The organism is Fibrella forsythiae, assembly GCF_017353175.1.
GTDB classification, from domain to species: Bacteria; Bacteroidota; Bacteroidia; order Cytophagales; family Spirosomataceae; genus Fibrella; species Fibrella forsythiae.
Genome location: NZ_JAFMYW010000002.1, coordinates 857,244 through 878,521, shown reverse-complemented (window position 1 = coordinate 878,521; position 21,278 = coordinate 857,244). Strand labels below are relative to the sequence as shown.

Below are 21,278 nucleotides of genomic sequence, written 5' to 3'. Positions count from 1 at the left end.
TCATCAACGTTATGCCCTACATACAAACCAAGGATTCTCGTTTCGGCGAGCCTGTTAACCTGTTCGTTCAGGACGTTACCGGCTCTTCATACAGTAGCTCTTCAGCAACCGGTCTGTCATCGTCTGCTGATACCACCCAGCCAACCATTGTATTCATTCATGGCTGGCCGCTGAGCCACGAAATGTGGGAAAACCAGGTAGCTTACTTTGCCGACCGGGGCTACCGTTGCGTAGCTTATGATCGCCGTGGTTTTGGTAAATCATCTAAACCTTGGGGTGGCTATGATTACGACACCTTCGCCGACGACCTGAAAGCCGTTATCGATGAGTTAAACCTAAACAACGTAGTGTTGGTCGGCTTCTCGATGGGTGGTGGTGAAGTGGCCCGCTATTTCAGTCGTCATGGTGGTGCCAATGTCAGTAAGGCTGTACTTGTGAGCGCCGTAACGCCATTCATGCTTCAAACTGACGATAACCCGGACGGCGTTCCACAGGATACCTTCGACTCAATGGCTGAAGACATGCAGAAAGACCGGTATGCATTTCTGGAAACATTTGCCAAGCAGTTTTACGGCGTTAACCTGGTAAGCCACCCGGTGAGTCAGGCCCATCTGAATCATGACTTCATGCTGGCTTCACTGGCATCGCCTAAGGCTACGCTGGAATGCGCCAAGGCCTTCTCGTCAACCGATTTCCGCGACGATATGAGTTCGATTACTGTACCGACGCTCATTATCCATGGTGACGCCGACAAAACGGTACCCATCGAATCATCGGGTGAAAAATCGCATGAGCTACTGCCAAATGCCGACTACCGGATTTACGACGGCGAGCCTCATGGCCTGTTTGTAACCGCCAAAGATCAGTTGAATGAAGACCTGCTCAACTTTGTACAGGAAGCAGCCTATCAAAACCAGTCGTCGGCGGCGGTAACATATTAAGCGCTAACCATCAGCAGAATAAAGTCAGGGCTTCTTCCAGCAGCTATTTCAGCCAGAAGAAGCCCTGACAACGTAACTAGGTACGTTCATTCAAAACAATTAAATCCTGCTTTCAGACAGATGAATTGTGTGGGCCAACGAGCTTTTGGGACAGGAAATTTTAAACTCACTGCCTTTTCCAACTTCGCTGATAACGTCCAGTTGCCAAGCGTGTGCTTCAACAATGCGCTGCACGTAACTCAGGCCAAGGCCAAATCCTTTTACGCTCCCCTGATTATTTTCGCTAACCCGGTAAAAGGGTTTGAAAATCTTCTTATGCAAATGCTTGGGAATACCCAGGCCCCGGTCAATAACAGCAACCATAAGACTAGATCGATCTCCCTCCGTTTGAATAACCAGCTCGGGTTCGCCGGGGCTGTATTTAACGGCATTGTCGAGCAGATTGTGAAGCACGTTGGTCAGGTGCAGCCGGTCGGCCAGCAGAATTGGCTGGCTAGCCTGCAAACGTAATTTCAGGTAAGATCCGTGCCGTTCAGCAATTGACTGAATCAGTTCGTGGACATTAACCGCGTCGATATTGATCGCCAGACGGTCGCGGTCAGCGCGGGCAAGGCTCAGCATAACGTCTACCTGCTGCTGCAACCGCTGTGTTTCTTCCTGAATAATATGAATGTATTTATCTGTCCGCTCCTGCGACGACCGACCGAATGGAGTTGCCAGAATATCGGCGGCCATTTTGATAGCTGAAATCGGCGTCTGGAACTCGTGGACAATCGTGTCGAGTACTTCCTTATGCACATAAGGCATCTGGTGCTCTCGGTCGTTACGCCAAACAAAGTAACCGATCACGAACAAGCTTATGCTTGGTAGTACCCAGAAGAACCACCCTAACCGACGTATGTCTGGCCCGTAGATCGCTGACAGCATACACACAGCGATGATCAGCAAGCCATAATACCGGTTACGTGCAACATACGTAGCTATATTATTCATAGGCGACGGAGTTTAATCCGGTTGGATAAATGTAGCTCGGAGAGTATCAGAGCGGGGCTATAGACGTAAAGTTATACGATTCCGTCACATACCAATTATGATAATATATTATTAATAAAAAAAGCCCGACAAATCGGGCTAATATTAATATACTTAAAAAGTAGATTACTGCACTAATTCGCCGTTTCTTCAGCCGGTGAAGCGGGTGTTTCAGTTGAAACGGATTGGCTGGCCGTGCCAGGTGTACGCGTTGGCGGAGTGGCCACTTTAGGCTTAGGCGCACTCTTTGGCTTGGCAGCAGCTGGCGGGCCAGCCTTGGGAGCCGGTGGTGTAGACGTAACCGGCATTGGAACTGCTTTCAGGGCCGGAGCGGCGGCTTTCTGTTCTTTCTCCTTTTTCGACTTGGTGCGCGATGCGTTCTTCTCTGCCTTAACGGCATTCTTTATAGCTTTCTTTGCATCCTTGTGTGCTTTCTTCTCTTCCTTTTTGGCTGCTTTTTCGGTGATCTTGGCCAGTTGCTTCGTTTCTTTTTCAACCAGTTTGCTTAGGCGTTTTGCCAGTTTTTCGGCCGCCTTCTCAATGGTTTTCTTTACTTTTTTGGTAGCCTCTCCCGCTTCCGATACTTTTGTTTCAACTGCAGTAGCGATGCTTGCCGCCAGTGACTTTGTGTGGTTTTGTTTTTTGTTGCTTTTAGCCATGATTGTCTAAGGAAAAATCTACAAAGAAATACGCATAAAATCTGACAAACAAAAGGTTAATGTTAAGTTTTTGTTATCTTATTGACGAAATCGTAGCAGACAACTCCAGCTGTAACAGCGATATTTAATGAATGTTTAGTACCAAATTGCGGTATTTCAACTACATAATCAGCTCCGACCACCACGCTCTCGCGTACGCCCATCACCTCGTTCCCAAAAACAAATGCGTATCGTTTAGCAGAATCTGGTATAAAATGAGGCAGCAGGGTGCTTCCTTCTGCCTGCTCAACGGCAACAATCAGGTAATCCTTTGACCGCAGCTCAGCGATAAGCGCCTCTATGTCAGAAGCATATTGCCAATTGACCGACTCTGTGGCCCCGATCGCCGTTTTGGTAATATCGCGGTGGGGGGGCGTTCCCGTAATACCACACAGATAAAGCGTATCCACTCGAAACGCATCAGCCGTTCTGAAGACAGACCCTACGTTATTCAAACTGCGAATATCGTCGAGTAACAGGCAATAGGGGAATTTCTCCGCCTCTTTGAACTCATCGACAGACAGGCGGTTCAATTCCTCAAGGCTTACTTTGCGTGGACTATTCATGGGGCAAAGAAACAACAGAGAATAGGTGTAGCCAGTGATTAGTATCACGGCGGCGCATAATCTTCGTTATCCGCTGCTGCCTCATGTTGGTGTCAAGGCTTCCTTTCCCGCTCTAAATTGGCTAAATTTGTTTAAACTACTGTAGCCAATTTTAGTGAAGACGATCACCCCCAACAAGCCTCAAAAACCCGCCAAAGAAACGCCGCTTAACAAGCAGTTCAACCAGGTAAAAGCCAAATACCCCGGTGCGCTGCTTCTCTTTCGGGTTGGAGACTTTTACGAAACATTTGGAGAAGATGCCGTAAAAGCCAGCCGTATTCTGGGCATCACCCTCACCAAACGCAACAACGGTGGATCGAACGAAGAACTTGCCGGGTTCCCGCACCACTCCCTTGACACTCACCTGCCTAAGCTCGTTCGGGCGGGCGAGCGTGTAGCCATCTGCGACCAGCTCGAAGACCCGGCCATGGCCAAAGGCATTGTAAAACGGGGTGTTACCGAACTGGTTACGCCGGGAGTGTCATTCAATGACAACGTACTGGACACACGCCGAAATAACTACCTGGCCGCCGTCCATTTTGGTAAAGGAGTCGACGAATTTGGCATTTCGTTTCTCGATATCTCGACGGGTGAATTTCTGGCGTCGCAGGGAAACGCGGCTTACATTGATAAGTTACTTCAGAGCTTCAACCCCTCAGAGGTGCTGTATTGCAAACGGAACCGGGCGGAGTTTGGCACCCTGTTCGGCGATAAATTTCACACGTTCACGCTCGAAGACTGGGCGTTCACGTATGATTTTGGCTATAACTACCTCCGGCAACATTTTCAGACAACCTCGCTGAAGGGCTTCGGCATTGATGGCCTGCCCGACGGCATTATTGCGGCCGGGGTCATTCTGCACTACCTTAATGAAACAGAGCATAAAGACCTGCAACACATTCAGCGCGTTACACGGCTGGAAGAAGACAGGTACGTTTGGCTCGACCGGTTCACGATCCGCAACCTTGAACTCGTGGCCGCACAACAGGAGGGCGGTATTCCCCTGATTCAGATTCTTGATCAGACGGTGACGCCGATGGGCGCCAGGCTGTTGCGCAAATGGCTGATGTTGCCGCTGAAAGACCGCGCCCTGATCGACGAGCGGCTGAATCTGGTGACGCTACTTCATGAAGATGATGAACTGCTGGAGACTATGCTGGCGCATCTGAAACAGATTGGTGATCTGGAGCGACTCGTTTCGAAAGTGGCTGTACGCCGCATTAATCCACGCGAGATGGTGCAGTTGAAACGTTCGTTGCAGCATGTGTTGCCCATCAAGGAAATGCTGATTACGGCACTGAGCCAGAAACCGGAGGCGCCAAGCCTGAAAAAATATGCTGATCAACTTAATCCCCTGACCTTTCTGCTCGATCGCATCGAAGCTGAACTTCGCGACGACCCACCGGTCTTGTCAACACAGGGTAACATGATCCGTACGGGTATCAACGAAGAGCTTGATGAGTTACACAAGCTGGCCTATTCGGGCAAAGAATACCTCTTGCAGTTGCAGGATCGCGAAGTGCAGCGCACGGGCATCAGCTCGCTTAAGATCGCCTACAACAAGGTGTTTGGCTACTACCTGGAAGTGACCAACGCCCACAAAAACCGCGTGCCCGACGACTGGATTCGGAAACAGACGCTGGTGAACGCCGAGCGGTACATTACGCCTGAACTGAAAGAGTACGAAGAGAAGATCCTGAATGCCGAAGACCAGATTTTCAGCATTGAAACCCGGATGTTCAGTGAACTCGTGGCGGCTACCGGCGAATATGTCGCGGCCATTCAGCAAAATGCCCGTGTGATCTCGGTCCTCGATGTTTTGTCGTCATTTGCCAAAGTGGCGGTCAGGAACAAATATGTTCGCCCCGAACTGAACGACAGCAAAGCACTGACAATCAAGGACGGCCGTCACCCGGTCATTGAACAGCAACTGCCCCCCGGCGAACCCTACGTACCCAACGACGTTCATCTGGACGATGAGACGCAGCAGATTATTGTCATCACCGGCCCCAATATGGCGGGCAAGTCGGCACTGCTGCGGCAGGTAGCGCTAATTGTGCTGATGGCGCAGGCTGGTAGTTTCGTACCTGCCTCGTCTGCCGAGATCGGGATTGTCGACAAAATTTTCACGCGGGTAGGTGCCAGCGATAACCTGTCGCGGGGAGAGAGTACGTTCATGGTTGAGATGACCGAAACGGCCAGCATCCTAAACAACCTCAGCGAGCGCAGTTTGGTCTTGATGGACGAAATCGGACGAGGCACCAGCACCTATGACGGCGTCTCGATTGCCTGGGCCATTACCGAGTATATGCACAACACCGATTGCCGGCCAAAAACGCTTTTTGCTACACATTACCACGAGCTTAACGATCTGGCCGCCGATCTGCCCCGCATCCGGAACTACAATGTAGCAGTAAAGGAAGTGGGCAACAAGGTCATTTTCCTGCGTAAACTAAAAGAAGGAGGTTCTGAGCACTCGTTTGGTATTCACGTAGCCCAAATGGCCGGCATGCCAGGTAGCGTGGTGAAGCGGGCGGGGCAAATTCTGACTCAACTGGAGGCCTCACACCAACGTGAAGGCAATAAAGAGGCAATACGGGAAGCGGGTTCAGGTACCGAGCGTGAACTGGCCCTGCGCATCATCGAAGCGGGTGACCCCAAATCAGAAGCCATTAAAGATAAGCTCCGCACCATTGATGTTAATCGCCTCACGCCTATCGAGGCCTTATTGAAACTAAATGAGCTACTAAAAATGCTCGAATAACTGATATCCAGTACATTATATATAGGTATTACATAATCCCCCGGTCAATTACCACGATATAGCATGGGTAATTGAACGGGGGTTTGTGATATATATGACCGCTGCCGAACAAAGAGTGATGCTGATAAACATCCAGGTACGTTGCCTCGGATTACAAACAATCAGCACTTATCCTACGTTGAATATGGGCATGAACAAGTAATTGTTTAAACCTTGAGAACAGCTTTCTGTCCAAGATCAAACGAGTAGTTATTCACGCTTAAACAACTGTAGAGATGAAAACGAATCAACGTATTATAGCTCTGGCCCTTTTAGTAGGTCTTTTCGTTAGTCCATTTGCCCAGGCCCAACGGAAGTGGAATCCAGAAGCCAAAGGTACAGCCATCGGTGCTGGTGTAGGTGGTGTAGCGGGGGCCATCATCAATAAACGCGACCGCAAAGTAGGAGCCGGTGTAGGATTAGCCGTCGGGGCTGCCGCTGGTTATGGTATTGGTAAGGTGATCGACAACCGGCATAAAAAAGCCGCCGCTGCGGCACGTGCCGCTGAAGATCGCGAGTTTGCCGCACGTACCGCAACCGAGAATCGCGAACTCCGCTCAGGTACGTCGAATCGGAACGCAAGTGTACGCAAAGTTGAACCTATCAGTAAGGTGTCAACGGCTACGGCACAGAACTCGGTGTTAACTGCGCCGGAACCGGTTACAGTGCCACTGGTACGCAACGGCTTTCTACTGAACACCTCATATGGTGATCCAAATACGGCCTATCCAACATCGGAATATCGTCGTAAAAGCTGGTAACCCGTCTATTGCCTACCCCTGCGCGCTCTTTCTGCGCGCGCAGGGGCGAAAAGTATTCTCAACGTAAAACACCATTTCCTATGAAGACGATCATCCCATTCCTAGCATTTGTTCTGTTATTTGCCTCGTGCAAGAAGAACGAACCTACCGATGTAGGTGCCTTAAATCAGCAATTCATTCAAGCCTGGAACAATAAAGAAACTGACAAGGTTGTCGCCATGCTCGACGATAACGTTCAGTTTCTGCAGGGCGACACCCGCTTTACCGGCAAGTCGGAAGTAGCAGAAAAATGGGTCCGCGCCACGCTGCCAACCATCAGCAACCTGAAAACCAGCACCGTCAGTACGGTAGCAGACACTCAGATTGGTTACGAAGCAGGTACGTTCTCGGTCGATGTTGCTCCGGAAGCTCCGGGCGAACCAAGTGGTTTCGGTAAAGGCAACTTTGTACTCCTCTGGAAAAAAGGCGCCGACGAAAACTGGAAGCTTAGCTACGCCCAACTGGAAGACCTACCCGTTCAGGCAAAGCAATAAACAGATTTGGGATGTCGCGATTGGTAATTTGCTTGGCTTAGTTTCATAACTGTAGTAAGCGAAGCAACGAAGCAAATCCAAAATCTCCAATCCGACATCCCAAATCGTCTATACTCCCGTCAGAAAAGCCGTGTAATCGGTAGGGCGGGAAAGAACCTCTTTGTAGAGCAATACCCGGAACAGATAGTACCGTGTCTCGCGGGGGAGCTTCATCTGGTAATAGCTGCAGTCGGCCTGTTTTTTCAATTGTGCTTTAACGTAACCGGGCCCCACATTATACGCCGCAGCAACCAGCGACCAGGAGCCGAACTGATCGTATAATTTACGAAGGTACTTGCAGGCGGCGGCAGTCGCTTTCTGGGCGTTGAAGCGTTCGTCGTGTTTCCCTCCCACTTTCAGACCGAGTTCACGGGCCGTAGCCGGCATCAGTTGCCAATAGCCACCTGCTCCTTTCGGCGATACTGCCTTTGCTTTCAAACCGCTCTCAGCCAGAGGAATATAGCGAAAATCAGCCGGAATATCATACGCTGCCAGGGTTGAATCAACCATGGGAAAGAAAGCATCTGCCTGTTTCTGGAGCGCGTCTATCTTCGGCGATTGCGGCCTGAAGAGTGTAAAAACGTGCTTCCAGCGCGACACCACATCGGCCTGATCGAGTGGCATGGCTTCTCCGCAAAAGTTCACGTCGAGCAATGGAAACTCACTTTCGGCCGGTATCAGACTGTAACCGTCGGGCCAGGCAGGTCCGGTCAGTGTTGCGGCCAGGTTATTAACAGCCAAAATTACAGGCTGTTCTCTGGAGTTTTCTTTAGGCGCAAGCGGCGCGGTGGTGATTTTGGTGGCAGCAGCAGCAACAGGCCGGGCAAGCGCCATCAGCAAGGAGAAACCAATTTTTTTAAGCAAGACATACTCTACTTGGTGAATAGACATAACGTCTCCTCAAGTAGAAATAGTGTCCAGCGTTAAGGAGTATTAACGATTTTCGGTCATAACCAGCGTAATGCGCTCTACGTAGAACCGGAAAGCAGAGAACGCAACCAGGAAAATGCCGGCGATCCAGGCGCCTCCCCCCCAACTGGCATATACCCATTTTCCCTGCTGGTATGCTTCCATAGCAGCCAGAATCATCAGTACTAACCCAAGCGTCATCAGCAGCGCATTCACCACGGCACGGTTATACGCCTTGCGTAAATCGTAGGCTCCGTAAGCACGGTTACGATTAGCAAACACGATCTCGTCAAGATCAAGCTCGTTCAGCTGCTCTTCGGGCATAACCAGTGCATTGGCGTGTTTTTCGCGCAGGTAACGGACAGGGTTATGTTCTGCTTCCAGCTCTACTTTATCAAGGGCTACCTCGAACGGTAAGCCAATCCACATAAAATGCTCTACTTCCTGGCTGAATAGAGGTAGTAGCGACGATGCCTGCGAGGGCGTTGCACCAGACTTATACAGATGGGTGCGGAGTTGATCTACTTGAGCAGGTGTAAGTGTCTTCATGGCGCTTGACAGGGGGATTAAACCGGCTATTTTTCCATTGATAACGAACCGGCGCATATTCCATACATGAAGTACAAAAATTTATACGCACGATTCTATTCTGTGGGAAGCGTTTAACGAAACTATTTTGTGGCCCAGGAACCTGGTCAGCTACAGCGACCGGGCAAATTCCTTTGCATAAAAGGCTATCTCAGCCAAGTCATCGGGTGTATGGTAGGCACTGATAACCACGCGGGTATTTGCTTTGTCGGCGGCGGTTGGATAGGCGAATGAATACACGAATATACCTTTCCCGAGTAAATAAGGGGCTATTTCGTCGTGGTCGGTATAAAAAACCGGGTAGCCTTCAGCCTGCTGGAACAAGCGCGTTGGTATCAGCAGTTGGCGGGCAAGTGCCAGATTCCGGGCCAGCCGTTTATAGGCGTCTGCATACAGATTACCCGATTGAACGTAAGCGTGCGCATAGGCCGGTGGCATGGGCGAGCAGGCCCCGAAATAAGCTGTTTGCCGCAGCGATGCCAACGTGCCCGGATCACTGAAAATAACCCCGCCCGGCAAACCCATAGCTTTAGCCAGCGACGCCGTCACGATCAGCTTCACGTTTGGGTGGTTCGTTAACTGTTCGGTCAGTTGCGACCAGATCCCCCGTCCATTATTCAGAATGCCCAATCCATGCGAGTCATCGACGACCAGATAGATGAGTTGGTCTGTCGGCAGTGCCGCGAGCCAGTTGAACGAATATGTTTTTGACCGGATCGCATCCACCGAATTAGCCAGTACATAGGCCGGACAACTCGTTCCGGCTGGCTGTGTAAACGGATTGACATGCGCTTTCAGCAACGGATGCCACAGGGCGGGATGTGTACCCGGTGCCTGATACCCTACCGCATCTGGGCCAACAACACTGGCCAGCCAATCAACTACGACCTGCCCGGCCAGCATGCCTGACGAGACAGTCAGGGCCGCCGGTGCCTCAACCAACGCGGCGAGTTTGGCTTCTGCTTCGGCAAACACCTGGAGTTGCAGATTGCCATTCCTCGACGAACCAAAATGCAGGCCGTATCGTGATAACCCTTCTGCCAATAGCGCGTGCATAGCCGGGTGCTGCACCATACCGAGGTAAGACGTACCTGAGAAAAACAGATACGACTGCCCCTGATGGTCAATCGTTCGATCGGGCATGTGATCGATCTGAAAAGCGGCCAACGTACCTGGCGCGGATGAAGACATAATTAGTTGACTCAAAACGAATTTCGATACGTGTATACGTTACTTCTCACCCAATTTTACCCGAGCAACGCAGCGCCGGTGCCATTCTCTGCAGCGTAACGTACCTGACCAAAATCAAAGGTGACGCCGATAGCCGGGTCGTTGTTGATAAGCAACGATCCGTCCATATCTACATAATCGAGTAAGGGGAGCAGCTGCGCAATGGCCGAAATCCCTACGCTCGACTCAGTCATGCAACCAACCATCACACTCAGCCCATGCTGGCGGGCTTCGGCCACCATACGGCGGGCGGGCGTAAGGCCACCACACTTGGTGAGTTTAATGTTTATACCGTGGAAATAATCGGCGCAGCGGGCAACATCCGTTTCAACAATGCAACTTTCGTCGGCAATAATTGGCAATGGACTGTTAACGCGCAATAGTTTCATACCCGCCCAATCGGCAGCAGGCAACGGTTGCTCGATGAATTCAACGCCAAGTTCGATCAATTCCGGTGCGTAAGCCAACGTCTGCCCGGCGGTCCAGCCGCAGTTGGCATCGACCCGAAACGTAGCGTCAGTATGTTGGCGCAGTAGCCGAAGCAACGCCAGATCATCGTCGCCACGCCCCAGCTTGATCTTGTATAGCGGCCAGGGCATCTCCTGCATCTTGCTCAACATCACCTCGGGCGTATCAAGGCCAATGGTGAAGTTGGTCAGCGGAATTCGGGAGGGGTCAAGTCCCCATTGGGCGTAGAGTGGTTGACCCGCCCGTTTGGCAACCAGATCGTGCGCTGCCTCATCGAGGGCGCACTGAGCGAACGGATTTGTTTTCAGGGCATCGTGTACCTGGTCCCAGAGCGCCTCAGCAGTAGTCCAATTGGCCGATTCGATTAACGGCCGAAGCTGGCCAAGATCAGCAATCATGCGATCGATCGTGATGCCGTAGTAGTTGTTGGCGGTAGCTTCTCCGAAGCCACTCAGCCTCCCGTCGCGCAGTTCAACAATCAGCGTTTCCTGCACGTCGCGGCTGTCGTGAGCAATGGTGAACGTGTGGCGAAGGCGCAGGTCGAAGCGGTGTAGCAGCAATTCCATGCCGTCAATTTACGCAATCTGGCCTAAACCCACTTAACTTGCCGCTATGTAGAAGTTTACTGCGGTCCGCCGCGCGGTTTACAGTCTTCTGTCTTCTGTTGCGCTGCCAAATCATGGTTTCGGACGGTAGCGAAGCAACTGAAAACAGTAGACTGAAAACCGCGCGGCGGACCGCAGTAAATTGTTGTAGATGAATACCTCTTACCTGATCATAGCGCTAAGCACTGCTGTACTGGTTTCGTACGGATTCGACCTGTTGAGCAGCCGATTCAGAACGCCCCCGCTGCTGCTGCTGCTGCTCATGGGTGCTTTACTCCGCATTCTGACCAACTCACTCAACATTCAGGTTCCGTACGTCTTTCCAACTCTATCGGCGCTGGGTACGTTATCGCTCATTCTGGTTGTGCTGGAAGGAGGCCTCGACCTCGATATTCAGTCGGATAGGCTCAGCCTCGTTCGTCGAACCGGCCTGATGGCACTATCATCTATCCTGCTCACGACGCTGGTATTAGCCACGATGCTTTACCTGCTGCTGGATGAATCGTACTACAAATGCCTGATCAACGCGCTGCCGTTCAGTATTGTCAGTAGTTCCATTGCCGGGCAGGCCGTACGCCCACTCCCGAACGACAAGCGGGAATTCATCACCTACGAAACCTCGTTTGCGGCGATCATCAGCATCATGCTGTATAACTTTCTGATTGAAAGCGACATATCGTTACTTGGCGCCACCTTCGGGTTTATCCGCGATACGCTGACGATGGGGCTGGTTTCGGTCATCTGCTGTTTCGCGCTGCTCTATCTGATTGGCCGAATAAATCATCCGGTGAAGTTTCTGCCTATCATCTCGGTGCTGTTGCTGGTCTACGCCATTGCCAATATCTACGAACTGTCGTCGCTGCTGCTGGTGCTCATCTTCGGTCTGTTTCTGAACAACACCGAGCTGTTTATCCGTGGCAGACTGGCCCGAACTTTCAAAAGCGATCTGTTTGAGCAGGAACTCGATCAGTTCAAAAACCTGACCGCCGAAGGGGCGTTCATCGTCAGAACGTTCTTCTTCCTGCTTTTCGGCTACGCAACCAACTTATCCTCCCTGATTGATACGGATGCCCTGATTGTCAGTGCTTTATTCCTGGTTGTCATCTTTGCCGTACGCTGGCCGTTGCTCCGCCTGATTTACCCCGGCGATTGGCGTCCCCTCAACTGGATCGCCCCGCGCGGCCTAATCACTATTCTACTGTATACCAATATTCCACAAGCCCTGAAACTCACCGGTTTCCGTGAGGGAATCCTGACCCTGGTCGTCATACTGACTGCCGTTTTCATGGCCGTTGGTACTATTCGCTACAGACCGAGCGAATGAGCGGTTGCGTTGGCGTAGCTCCGCAACCGCTCACTTCTTCTCTTTTGCTTCTTTTTTAGCCTCCCGTTTAGCTTTTCTGGCGGCCTTTCGTTCAGCGCGCTTCTCTTTGCGTTCGGCCTTTCGATCGGCCCGTTTTTCCTTGAAATCTTCCTTAAAACTCTGAAGCGCATCGGTAAAGGTGATGTCGTTGTCGAATTTCTGCTCGAACGCCTGTACGTACGCATTGCGCAGCACGCCGAAAATCGTTGGCCAGACAGGCGTTTTGATATCGTCGACAGTGCCGGTCAAGGGGACGCGGGTGGCTACCTGATCGCGCTTCCGGTTCTCCAGCACTTCGGTGGCTCCCTGCGCCAGTAACTCGGTGAAGAACCGGCCAATGGTGCGGTGCTCACCGGGTTCCTTCAGCTTAAAGATCGTCATATCTTTAGTGAGGGGTTTCAGATAGCCGTTCAGCTTGCCATCATCCATAGCCATCTCCGAAAACACACTCATCGTGCCTTTGTCAAAATCGACATTGGCGTACGGACGGGCAATTGGATTAAGCTTCACCAGTTGTAAGTCGGTGAATTTCAGATTATAATTAAAATCAGGAATATCTTTCAGCAGATACATGTTGGCGTCGAACCGCATGGAACCGCCGTAGCCAGGTACGTCGCCGGTTAGCCAGACGGGCGATGGCAAGCTACCCGATTTCTCTTCTACATTTCGGATGTTGCGGAGTTCACCGTCTACCTTCTGTAGCGACAGATCGGCTTTAGACGCAGCGAACAGTTTAAGCAGGTTTACGCGGCCATTGACAACGGCAAAGCGGTTGATTTGAATGGGGAGCAGGTCTTTCACTACCTGGGTCCAGTCGGCACCTTCACCGGTTTGGCGGGTACTTTCATTGGTACTGAAGGAGAAGTTCAGTTCCGGCTCATAGCATTCCACTTCGCCAACCAGTTTTCCCTTCAGTATCGATTTCCATTCAACAGACAGATCAGAGCGTGGAATTGACACGAACGGCTCTTTCACCTTTCCGTTTATCTTTCTGATTGTAAGGGTTTTAATCTGATAAGCTCCCCGGAGTAACGAGATATCAATGTCGTCGACATGACCGGTGTACTCACCCATGTCGGCCAGCGTTTTGTTCACGTACCTGAGCACAAAGTAGGGAAGCAGCAGACGGGCTACAACTAACAAAGCCACGATGGCGATGAGAATTTTGACGGATCGTTTCAAGGCGTTGAGTGTTGTTAAGCGCTTCAATAGAGGTAGCAAGCGACGATCAACTACCTGATATAGAGGCAACCTACCGTCTCGCTATACCTGATAACGCTTCTTTAGAAACGCCCAGAACGGCCTTTTGTTGAGATAAGCCAGATTTTCCTCGTTGTCAAAGGCTTCCCGCTCAAAACGTATGGCCCGATACGCCCTGTAATGGTCCATCCCCCTAAGCCGCCAGTAGCCATACTCGCCGAAATACCAGAGATAGAACGGTACGATGCCCAGTTCAAGCTGCTGCCGCAGATGAATGCGCTCATGATTGAGCAGTTGCGCCGACGGATTGGGTTTCCGGAGCAGCACAAATGGCCAAATGGTCATCCCATTGACCCACAGCCAGGGAACAACTACAGGTATCAGCGGACAGGTTTCAGTTAGTAGTGAACAATAAAAGTGCTTGCTGACTTTACTAACGTAGCAACCAGTGCACAAAATTCACCCGCCCGACAACATATACCAGACGGGTTGGTCAATTGACTTCCTCCATGCTCACCACTTTACTGATCGTTTTTCTGGGTGGCTACCTGCTCATCACACTGGAAGACCTGATCCATGTGAACAAGACAGCCACGGCACTTATCACTGGCGTGCTCTGCTGGACAATTTACGCCCTGACCGGTGCCGATCACGCGGCGATCAGTGAGCAACTGGGCCACCACCTCGTTGATATTGCCGGTATCCTGTTTTTCCTGCTGGGAGCCATGACTATCGTTGAGCTCATCGACGCCCACGATGGCTTCACCCTCATCACCGACCGGATTGCCAGCCGCAACACCCGCACCCTGCTCTGGATCACCTGCGCGCTGTCGTTTTTTCTGTCGGCCCTGCTTGATAACCTTACCACTGCGATCGTGATGGTATCGGTGCTCCGAAAGCTTGTTCGCGACCCCGACCAACGGCGATTGATGGCGGGCATGACCATCGTTGCCTGCAATGCGGGCGGGGCCTGGTCGCCCATCGGTGACGTAACCACGACCATGCTCTGGATAGGCGGGCAGATCACCACCCTCAACATCATCAAAACAGTGCTGGTGCCGAGTCTGGTAGCGCTGCTTGTCCCCTTACTCATTCTGACGTTTCGCTACCCGGCAGTCAGCACGGCCTTTGTGGCTTCGGCAGATGAGGAAGGTGTCAGCCGCCCCTACGTAAACCAGATTGCCCGTCGCGACCGTCGACTTATGCTGTCTATCGGGCTCGGTGGCATGCTGTTCGTTCCCATGTTTAAAACCGTGACCGGCCTGCCGCCCTACATGGGCATGATGCTGGTACTGGGCGTTATCTGGCTGGCTTCCGAAATCATTCATAAAGACAAAGACGAGGCCGCCCGCGAACCGTTGACCCCGGCCTATGCGCTGCAAAACATCGATACGCCAAGCGTATTGTTCTTCCTGGGTATTCTGCTGGCCGTTGGTTCGCTGGAAGCCACTGGCGGTTTACGCGCCATGGCAACGTACCTGAACCAGACCGTGGGCAATCTGGATGTGATCGTCATGCTGATCGGCCTCGTTTCGGCCGTAGTCGACAACGTACCTATCGTGGCCGCTGCCATGGGCATGTACGATCTGGCAACGTACCCAGCCGACCATAAACTGTGGGAATTTCTGGCCTATTGTTCCGGCACCGGCGGCAGCGTTTTGCTCATTGGTTCGGCAGCGGGCGTGGCCGTCATGGGCATGGAAAAGCTCGAATTCGGCTGGTACCTCCGCCATATCAGCTGGCTGGCTTTACTCGGCTACCTGGCCGGTGCAGGTACGTACCTGGGGCTGATGGCACTGCTTGGGTAAATGAAGCTATCCTATGCCCAGTAAATACTTACTTACCTGTACAACAGTAACTCTTTTGCGTATATTTGTGTGCACTATTTTTCTCTATGTTTCGCACACTACAATCAATTGTTCCAGAACTCTTTAGCGCTTCTACCAGTATCGATATGCTGATGCAGCTAACCCGTAAACAGCAATTGCCAAGGGGAACATTGTTAGTTAGAGAAGGCCAAAAGACTGACCAATTGTTTTTTCTGGAAAGCGGTATGGCGAGAGCATATTTCTACGAAAATGAAAACGAAATTACTTCATGGATCATTGTTAAAAACGGTTTTGCCATAGCGCCGCACAGTTTTTTCAATCAGGAACCATCTAGTGAAAACATTGAACTACTAGCTCCCTCTACCGTATTCAGCATCCAGTACGACGATTTGCAAAGACTATATGCTGACTTTCCATTATTCAATCAAGTAGGCCGTAAAATTATGGAGCATTACGTACTGCAGTACGAATGGCGCATTCGTATTCTCAGAACACGGTCGGCAGAAAAACGTTACGACATGTTCGAGCAACAGTTTGGGCCTATCCTTGTAACAGCGCAAGGGCGGCACGTTGCTTCTTTTTTGGGCATGACAGCGAGCACATTGAGCAGATTACGATCTAAAAGGATGAGGAAGAAATAACTTCTGAATCAATATATTAACAAGTAAAAAGCTGATATCTGCCTTCACCAATATCAGCTTTTTACTTGTTAATATATTGATTGCTATAAATCAATTTATTTATTGCTTTTGATCAATTGCAATGCAACATAAGAGCAAATACTTTTGACATAAGTAAGCCCTTCCCCCAAGTTGGCACCAGTAAGGAAGGGCTTGTGAGTCTAGTCTTCACTTAACTCATGTTAAAGGTATGCATTTCGCTACTGTTTCCCAAAACCGCAGAGTGGTTGTCGCCGCTCTATACGTCATGTTTTTTTTGCTCGCAGGGTGCAAAGACCCCCTCGAAACGACGTTGCCCAACGCAGGCAACAACACGACTCAACAAAAGTCGTATCTAACGTTCAAAAACTTCGATGAGTTTTATCAGACCATTGATAAGTTGAACAAGCAGTCAGATGTTCAGCAGAAAGCCTGGGATGAATCGCAGGGCTTTATTTCACTTCGGCAACTTTTTAACCGGGTGGTAGAGGAAGAGGCCTCCGCTTATGAACAGGAAGACAAACTGTCTTTGATCAACCCGAAAAATCACCCTTCGCATCTGCAGTCGAAGACAGCAGTGACATTAGGTGAAATGATCATATATGATCAAGAGAACGGCGGTGTTGTGCTCAATTTGGCGAATCCTATGATGGCTGCCGTGTTGAATAAGCAGGGTGTTGTCTGTGTTGATAATACCTTTTATCAGTTCAGCTACGATGCGGTGAAGTCAACCCCTAAAAAATCAGATGCGAATAGTGAGCAATGCATACGTGCTATGGCCAATACGCAAGTCTCAGATAAGGCAGAGCAAATAGCTGTTAATGCTATTCGGCACAAATTGAAGGCGATTGACACACCGCAAGCTCGTACCGGATATGCTCATCCATTCAGTTGTGAAAGTGCAAGTGGCAATCCATATGAATGGAAAATGATTGCTTATATTGATGAGTCAGTTTCAGAGTGGACCGAATGGAGAGCAGATTACAACTACAACACGTACAATTCTTATGGTTACACTCCTTACACAGCAGTGCCGCATGTTGATGCAGTAGCACAGATTTGTGTAAGAACACTAAAGAGAGGTTTTTGGGGCGATTGGTAGGATAGGGACACACAGCAGCAAACGCTGAGTGGTTCTATCAAAATTGACCCAACTGCACCAGGAGTAAATGGAGCTGTATCTGCTGTTCAGACAGACTTCCCTGGAAATTCTTTTACAAACGGTGTAGGAATGAGTGGCTACGGATTCACTACTTCCGTCAATTTTGTAATGAACGGCCCAGATTCTCAAAGATCTTCTTGGAATATTAATGTGTATAGGTACTCATCCTTAGGATATAATTACACAAACAATCAACGCATAATTAACAACGGGTCAGTGTTCAGGTTTGGCTGGAGTGGCTACAATTGTAACTGTGACGTCTTCTTTTAAAGTGTAGTAGGCGCATTTTGAGTATCAACAAATTGTAGTGCAATCTTGGCATAATTTGATGTGAGCTAACACAGGTTGTATCGCGACTTACGTTTGAAAATCAAAATGCGCCTTATTCCGAAAAGCCATGAACTATTTCTTTCTTTATCTGGCCCTGATTATACCAATATCTTCGTTTGCGCAGCGCAATGTTATCATTCATGGCTATGTACAAGACGCACATACGGGCGAGAAATTAATTGGTGCTACTATAAAAGCGGTAGGAGCAACCAACGGCATCACCACAAATAAATTTGGTTTCTTCAGTTTGCCCGTTTCAACCACCGATTCAGTACAGGTGTCTTACGTTGGTTATCAGTCCCAGCGGCTTACTATAGCTTACGCTCTCAACAAACCACAAATCATCAACCTACAACCCGCTGTTAATCTGCTTGGCACGTTGGTCATTCGGCAGTCGACGGGGAAAGACACCTATCAGGAAGCCACGATGGGGCGGTTTATCATTCCACTCGACATGGTTAGGAAAGCTCCTGCCCTGCTAGGCGAAAACGATATTCTGAAAACCATTCAGCTCTTGCCCGGTGTGCAGGCCGGCACCGAAGGTACTGTGGGTCTGAACGTGCGCGGCGGTAGCCCCGACCAGAATTTGGTTCTCCTTGATGGCATTACACTTTACAACGTTAATCACCTGTTTGGATTTTTCTCCGTCATCAATACCGACGCTGTAGCTCAGGCAGATTTTCTGAAAGGCAGCATTCCGGCCCGGTATGGCGGGCGGTTATCATCAGTTCTCGATATTACAATGCGTGAGGGCAATCTACAACGTTGGAAAGGCAGCTTCGACCTTAGCCCCATTGCTGGACGGCTCACCATTGAGGGTCCTATAAAAAAAGACGTAACGTCGATACTGCTTTCGGCTCGACGTACCTGGCTTGATGCACTTGTTTGGGCAGGTAGCCGTATAGGGGGTAATAATAATACAAGTGGCTATGGCTTCTACGATCTTAATGCCAAGATAAATCATAAGTTTTCGGAAAAAGACCGGTTATATCTCAGTTTTTACACCGGTCAAGATGCATTTAGTGCCAAAAATACGGTGAACGATGCTCAGTATAGTAATAGCTTCGATTGGGGTAACCGTACACTGGGCCTGCGTTGGAACCACGTATATACCAACCGATTATTTGGCAACCTCACGGCCAATCTCACCAACTTCAGCTATGCCATAAACGAGGAATATAAAGCCAAACGATATTACGTCAACCGGGTGTCTTCTGGGATTCGGGATGTATCACTACGCACGGATTTCGACTATTTCGCCATTACCACACATAGTGTCAAGTTTGGCGGCAGCTATACCCACCACACGTTTAGCCCCGAGATAAAACAGTTCGCTGCCACCACCGCCGACACCACCTATCAGCCCACGCCGCCCATTCAGACCGACGAGCTGACGGCCTACGCCGAGGATGACTGGACGATTTCATCAAAATTACGGGCCAATATTGGGGGTCATTATGCCAATCAGTTCGTGAACGGGCAGGTGTGGCATTCACTACAACCCCGTATTAGTGCCCGTTATTTACTTGATGATGAGTCGTCTATTAAAGTGTCATACAACCAGATGACTCAGTTTTTACATCTGCTTACCAACTCATCCGTGGGCTTGCCCACCGATCTGTGGGTGCCCGTAACAGACCAAATTCCGCCCGAAAAGGCCCATTGGTGGTCAGTAGGCTATTCGCGGACGTTGAAAAACAACTGGAATATTTCGGTGGAAGGTTACTACAAACGGCTACAGAACGTGCTCGACTACAAAGAGGGTACGTCTTTCCAGAACAACTTCAGCATCCCCTGGTACGACCGGGTGAGTGTGGGTAAAGGCACCTCCTACGGGGCCGAATTTTATCTGGAAAAAACGGCCGGACGCACCAAAGGCTGGCTGAGTTATACCCTCTCGAAGACGGACCGGCAGTTCGACGACATCAACGGCGGACGGCCATTCCCCTTCAAATTCGACCGGCGGCATAATCTCGCCATTGTGGTAAGCCATGACATTCGCCGTAACAAAACGCTGTCTGCTAACTTCGTTTTCAACACGGGCACAGCGTTGACCGTGGCCGGTACGCGCTACACCGGCGACGTGCCAGGCTCGGATTTGATAACGAAAGAGACAAGTAATGAGTATACCTGGCGCGACTGGCAATCGACGTATATAAACCTCCCCGATTTACACGAACGCAACAACTTCCGGACGCTCGATTACCACCGCCTGGATATCAGTTATCGCATTACCAAACAGAAAAAACATGGAGAGCGCAGTTGGGTATTCTCATGCTATAACCTTTATAATCATCTGAATCCCTTCTATTTATATTACGACAAAACCCAACTCAAGCAGTTCTCTTTATTCCCTGCTATCCCATCTATCACCTACCAGTATGCATTTTAAACTAATCTGCTGGCTACTATTGGTTGTTTCGCTCGTTAGCTGCGAAAAAACGCTCGATATACCAGGTCCGGCTTATGAAAAACAAGTTGTTCTGACTGGCTTACTTCAGCCTGACAGCCTGATCACGATTAGTCTAACCTACACAGCACCCATTAATACAACAACGGCCTTTGAATCCATTGACAATGCCCAAGTAACCCTCTTTGACGATGGTAAACCTATCGGAACGATGGCCTACCGTGGGGCTGGACGCTACCGCTCCGATTTTAGGCCAAGCCCTGGACACACCTATAAAACTGTAGCAAATGTGCCTGGTTATGGTCAAATTGATGCTGAAGACAAGATGCCTTTTGGCCTTAACAGCCGTTTAATAATTGATGACAAAGCAACGGGCAATCCAAATGGCAACCCAGATTTTACGGTCTCCTTTCAGCCAAAGGAAGCCGCCACCGCCCATTGGATAGCATTCTATGTTGGTAGAATCGATTGGGCACTCTCGTCAGGTTGTCCACCAAATGTGAACGGTGTTTTACCACCAGGCTGCACCTTTATTGATCAACTTCACAGAAGGCAAAATTTTATTCTGACCAATTCAGGATATGTAGACCGCTTTAACGGTACTTACGACTCATCGACAGGGCGTTATATTTATTCTGGGTTTGTCCGTCTTGATCCGACAGCGGTGGTAGGTCGGTCAATCGAGATGATTTTTTCAACGTATGACCAACTGGCTCAAGTTAAAGACAAGCCCAAGGGAGCATCGAATATTGTTGATCTTTTTGCCTCCGGACCCAACTTTGACCGGTATCTCAAATCGGTGATCAAATCGGCCATGAACCGCATTACCAGCGGAGATGATGCCTTAAATAATCCATTCGCAGAAGTCACACCTGTATACAGCAATGTCAACGGTGGGCTTGGTATCTTTGGCGCGGTTAATCGGCAACGCTATACATATTGATGGCCGTGATAAATATTGAAAAGCTCGGCTACCTGGCCGGTGCAGGTACGTACCTGGGGCTGATGGCACTAATCGATTAGGCCAGGTTACTCTTACCCAAACCGTTCATCTCCTTTGCTTTCCTTTCGTGTATTCACCCAATCCCAACGTTGCCAGATGTAACGTTGGGA

Annotated in this window: 19 protein-coding genes; 10 read left to right on the top strand and 9 right to left on the bottom strand. The window is 50.0% G+C overall.

Going from position 1 to position 21,278, the window contains the following annotated elements; translation table 11 throughout:
- The first annotated feature begins 11 nt into the window (after positions 1–11).
- Positions 12–941 carry an alpha/beta fold hydrolase gene (locus J2I46_RS09655; protein ID WP_207328792.1) on the top strand — a complete coding sequence of 310 codons (930 nt, stop codon included), beginning with the start codon at positions 12–14 and terminating at the stop codon, positions 939–941.
- A 99-nt stretch (positions 942–1,040) separates the two neighbouring features.
- Here the strand turns inward: J2I46_RS09655 and J2I46_RS09650 are convergent, their stop codons facing one another.
- The 3 genes from J2I46_RS09650 to J2I46_RS09640 all read right to left on the bottom strand — a co-directional run bounded on the left by J2I46_RS09650 (position 1,041) and on the right by J2I46_RS09640 (position 3,237).
- Positions 1,041–1,934 (bottom strand): sensor histidine kinase, encoded by an 894-nt coding sequence (locus J2I46_RS09650; protein WP_207328791.1) that lies wholly within the window; start codon positions 1,932–1,934, stop codon positions 1,041–1,043.
- Positions 1,935–2,107: 173 nt separating this feature from the next.
- Entirely contained in the window at positions 2,108–2,632 is a 525-nt protein-coding gene (locus J2I46_RS09645; RefSeq protein WP_207328790.1) for a hypothetical protein, read from the bottom strand.
- Positions 2,633–2,694: 62 nt separating this feature from the next.
- Positions 2,695–3,237 (bottom strand): TrmH family RNA methyltransferase, encoded by a 543-nt coding sequence (locus J2I46_RS09640; RefSeq protein WP_207328789.1) that lies wholly within the window; start codon positions 3,235–3,237, stop codon positions 2,695–2,697.
- A gap of 154 nt (positions 3,238–3,391) precedes the next feature.
- On the opposite strand from J2I46_RS09640, the gene mutS reads away from it, so the two are divergent.
- The 3 genes from mutS (at position 3,392) to J2I46_RS09625 (ending at position 7,373) form a co-directional block, all read left to right on the top strand.
- Positions 3,392–6,040, top strand: a complete 2,649-nt coding sequence (gene mutS, locus J2I46_RS09635; RefSeq protein WP_207328788.1) for a DNA mismatch repair protein MutS — start codon at positions 3,392–3,394, stop codon at positions 6,038–6,040.
- A gap of 275 nt (positions 6,041–6,315) precedes the next feature.
- Complete coding sequence (locus J2I46_RS09630) at positions 6,316–6,840, top strand: YMGG-like glycine zipper-containing protein (protein ID WP_207328787.1); 525 nt, start codon at positions 6,316–6,318, stop codon at positions 6,838–6,840.
- Between the two features lie 80 nt (positions 6,841–6,920).
- Entirely contained in the window at positions 6,921–7,373 is a 453-nt protein-coding gene (locus tag J2I46_RS09625) for a YybH family protein (RefSeq protein WP_207328786.1), read from the top strand.
- A 108-nt stretch (positions 7,374–7,481) separates the two neighbouring features.
- On the opposite strand, the gene J2I46_RS09620 is transcribed toward J2I46_RS09625, so the two are convergent.
- From J2I46_RS09620 to J2I46_RS09605, 4 genes are all read right to left on the bottom strand, one after another.
- On the bottom strand, positions 7,482–8,303 hold the full coding sequence (locus J2I46_RS09620) for a lytic transglycosylase domain-containing protein (protein WP_229379671.1): 822 nt from the start codon (positions 8,301–8,303) through the stop codon (positions 7,482–7,484).
- A gap of 42 nt (positions 8,304–8,345) precedes the next feature.
- Complete coding sequence (locus J2I46_RS09615) at positions 8,346–8,870, bottom strand: hypothetical protein (protein WP_207328785.1); 525 nt, start codon at positions 8,868–8,870, stop codon at positions 8,346–8,348.
- 150 nt (positions 8,871–9,020) lie between these two features.
- Positions 9,021–10,100, bottom strand: a complete 1,080-nt coding sequence (locus tag J2I46_RS09610; protein ID WP_207328784.1) for an aminotransferase class I/II-fold pyridoxal phosphate-dependent enzyme — start codon at positions 10,098–10,100, stop codon at positions 9,021–9,023.
- 56 nt (positions 10,101–10,156) lie between these two features.
- Entirely contained in the window at positions 10,157–11,173 is a 1,017-nt protein-coding gene (locus J2I46_RS09605) for a dipeptide epimerase (RefSeq protein ID WP_207328783.1), read from the bottom strand.
- A 190-nt stretch (positions 11,174–11,363) separates the two neighbouring features.
- Between J2I46_RS09605 and J2I46_RS09600 the strand changes: the two genes are divergently transcribed.
- Positions 11,364–12,536, top strand: coding sequence for a cation:proton antiporter (locus J2I46_RS09600; protein WP_207328782.1), 1,173 nt, complete (start codon positions 11,364–11,366; stop codon positions 12,534–12,536).
- A 30-nt stretch (positions 12,537–12,566) separates the two neighbouring features.
- On the opposite strand, the gene J2I46_RS09595 is transcribed toward J2I46_RS09600, so the two are convergent.
- Positions 12,567–13,757 carry a DUF748 domain-containing protein gene (locus tag J2I46_RS09595; RefSeq protein ID WP_207328781.1) on the bottom strand — a complete coding sequence of 397 codons (1,191 nt, stop codon included), beginning with the start codon at positions 13,755–13,757 and terminating at the stop codon, positions 12,567–12,569.
- A gap of 81 nt (positions 13,758–13,838) precedes the next feature.
- Positions 13,839–14,120, bottom strand: a complete 282-nt coding sequence (locus tag J2I46_RS09590) for a hypothetical protein (RefSeq protein WP_207328780.1) — start codon at positions 14,118–14,120, stop codon at positions 13,839–13,841.
- A gap of 164 nt (positions 14,121–14,284) precedes the next feature.
- On the opposite strand from J2I46_RS09590, the gene nhaD reads away from it, so the two are divergent.
- The 5 genes from nhaD (at position 14,285) to J2I46_RS09565 (ending at position 21,108) form a co-directional block, all read left to right on the top strand.
- On the top strand, positions 14,285–15,583 hold the full coding sequence (nhaD, locus tag J2I46_RS09585) for a sodium:proton antiporter NhaD (protein ID WP_207328779.1): 1,299 nt from the start codon (positions 14,285–14,287) through the stop codon (positions 15,581–15,583).
- Between the two features lie 86 nt (positions 15,584–15,669).
- Positions 15,670–16,245, top strand: coding sequence for a Crp/Fnr family transcriptional regulator (locus J2I46_RS09580; RefSeq protein ID WP_207328778.1), 576 nt, complete (start codon positions 15,670–15,672; stop codon positions 16,243–16,245).
- A gap of 229 nt (positions 16,246–16,474) precedes the next feature.
- A complete protein-coding gene (locus tag J2I46_RS09575; protein WP_207328777.1) occupies positions 16,475–17,365 on the top strand; it encodes a hypothetical protein in 891 nt (296 codons plus the stop codon).
- A gap of 457 nt (positions 17,366–17,822) precedes the next feature.
- Positions 17,823–20,147, top strand: coding sequence for a TonB-dependent receptor (locus tag J2I46_RS09570; RefSeq protein ID WP_207328776.1), 2,325 nt, complete (start codon positions 17,823–17,825; stop codon positions 20,145–20,147).
- On the top strand, positions 20,137–21,108 hold the full coding sequence (locus J2I46_RS09565; RefSeq protein ID WP_207328775.1) for a DUF4249 domain-containing protein: 972 nt from the start codon (positions 20,137–20,139) through the stop codon (positions 21,106–21,108). The genes J2I46_RS09570 and J2I46_RS09565 overlap by 11 nt, the downstream gene beginning before the upstream one ends.
- Positions 21,109–21,278 lie beyond the last annotated feature (170 nt).

Coding starts and splice junctions, on each gene's coding strand:
- J2I46_RS09655 (WP_207328792.1), top strand. CDS start 12: ATGCCCTACATACAAACCAAGGATTCTCGTTTCGGCGAGCCTGTTAAC.
- J2I46_RS09650 (WP_207328791.1), bottom strand. CDS start 1,934: ATGAATAATATAGCTACGTATGTTGCACGTAACCGGTATTATGGCTTG.
- J2I46_RS09645 (WP_207328790.1), bottom strand. CDS start 2,632: ATGGCTAAAAGCAACAAAAAACAAAACCACACAAAGTCACTGGCGGCA.
- J2I46_RS09640 (WP_207328789.1), bottom strand. CDS start 3,237: ATGAATAGTCCACGCAAAGTAAGCCTTGAGGAATTGAACCGCCTGTCT.
- J2I46_RS09630 (WP_207328787.1), top strand. CDS start 6,316: ATGAAAACGAATCAACGTATTATAGCTCTGGCCCTTTTAGTAGGTCTT.
- J2I46_RS09625 (WP_207328786.1), top strand. CDS start 6,921: ATGAAGACGATCATCCCATTCCTAGCATTTGTTCTGTTATTTGCCTCG.
- J2I46_RS09620 (WP_229379671.1), bottom strand. CDS start 8,303: ATGTCTATTCACCAAGTAGAGTATGTCTTGCTTAAAAAAATTGGTTTC.
- J2I46_RS09615 (WP_207328785.1), bottom strand. CDS start 8,870: ATGAAGACACTTACACCTGCTCAAGTAGATCAACTCCGCACCCATCTG.
- J2I46_RS09610 (WP_207328784.1), bottom strand. CDS start 10,100: ATGTCTTCATCCGCGCCAGGTACGTTGGCCGCTTTTCAGATCGATCAC.
- J2I46_RS09605 (WP_207328783.1), bottom strand. CDS start 11,173: ATGGAATTGCTGCTACACCGCTTCGACCTGCGCCTTCGCCACACGTTC.
- J2I46_RS09600 (WP_207328782.1), top strand. CDS start 11,364: ATGAATACCTCTTACCTGATCATAGCGCTAAGCACTGCTGTACTGGTT.
- J2I46_RS09590 (WP_207328780.1), bottom strand. CDS start 14,120: ATGACCATTTGGCCATTTGTGCTGCTCCGGAAACCCAATCCGTCGGCG.
- nhaD (WP_207328779.1), top strand. CDS start 14,285: ATGCTCACCACTTTACTGATCGTTTTTCTGGGTGGCTACCTGCTCATC.
- J2I46_RS09580 (WP_207328778.1), top strand. CDS start 15,670: ATGTTTCGCACACTACAATCAATTGTTCCAGAACTCTTTAGCGCTTCT.
- J2I46_RS09575 (WP_207328777.1), top strand. CDS start 16,475: ATGCATTTCGCTACTGTTTCCCAAAACCGCAGAGTGGTTGTCGCCGCT.
- J2I46_RS09570 (WP_207328776.1), top strand. CDS start 17,823: ATGAACTATTTCTTTCTTTATCTGGCCCTGATTATACCAATATCTTCG.
- J2I46_RS09565 (WP_207328775.1), top strand. CDS start 20,137: ATGCATTTTAAACTAATCTGCTGGCTACTATTGGTTGTTTCGCTCGTT.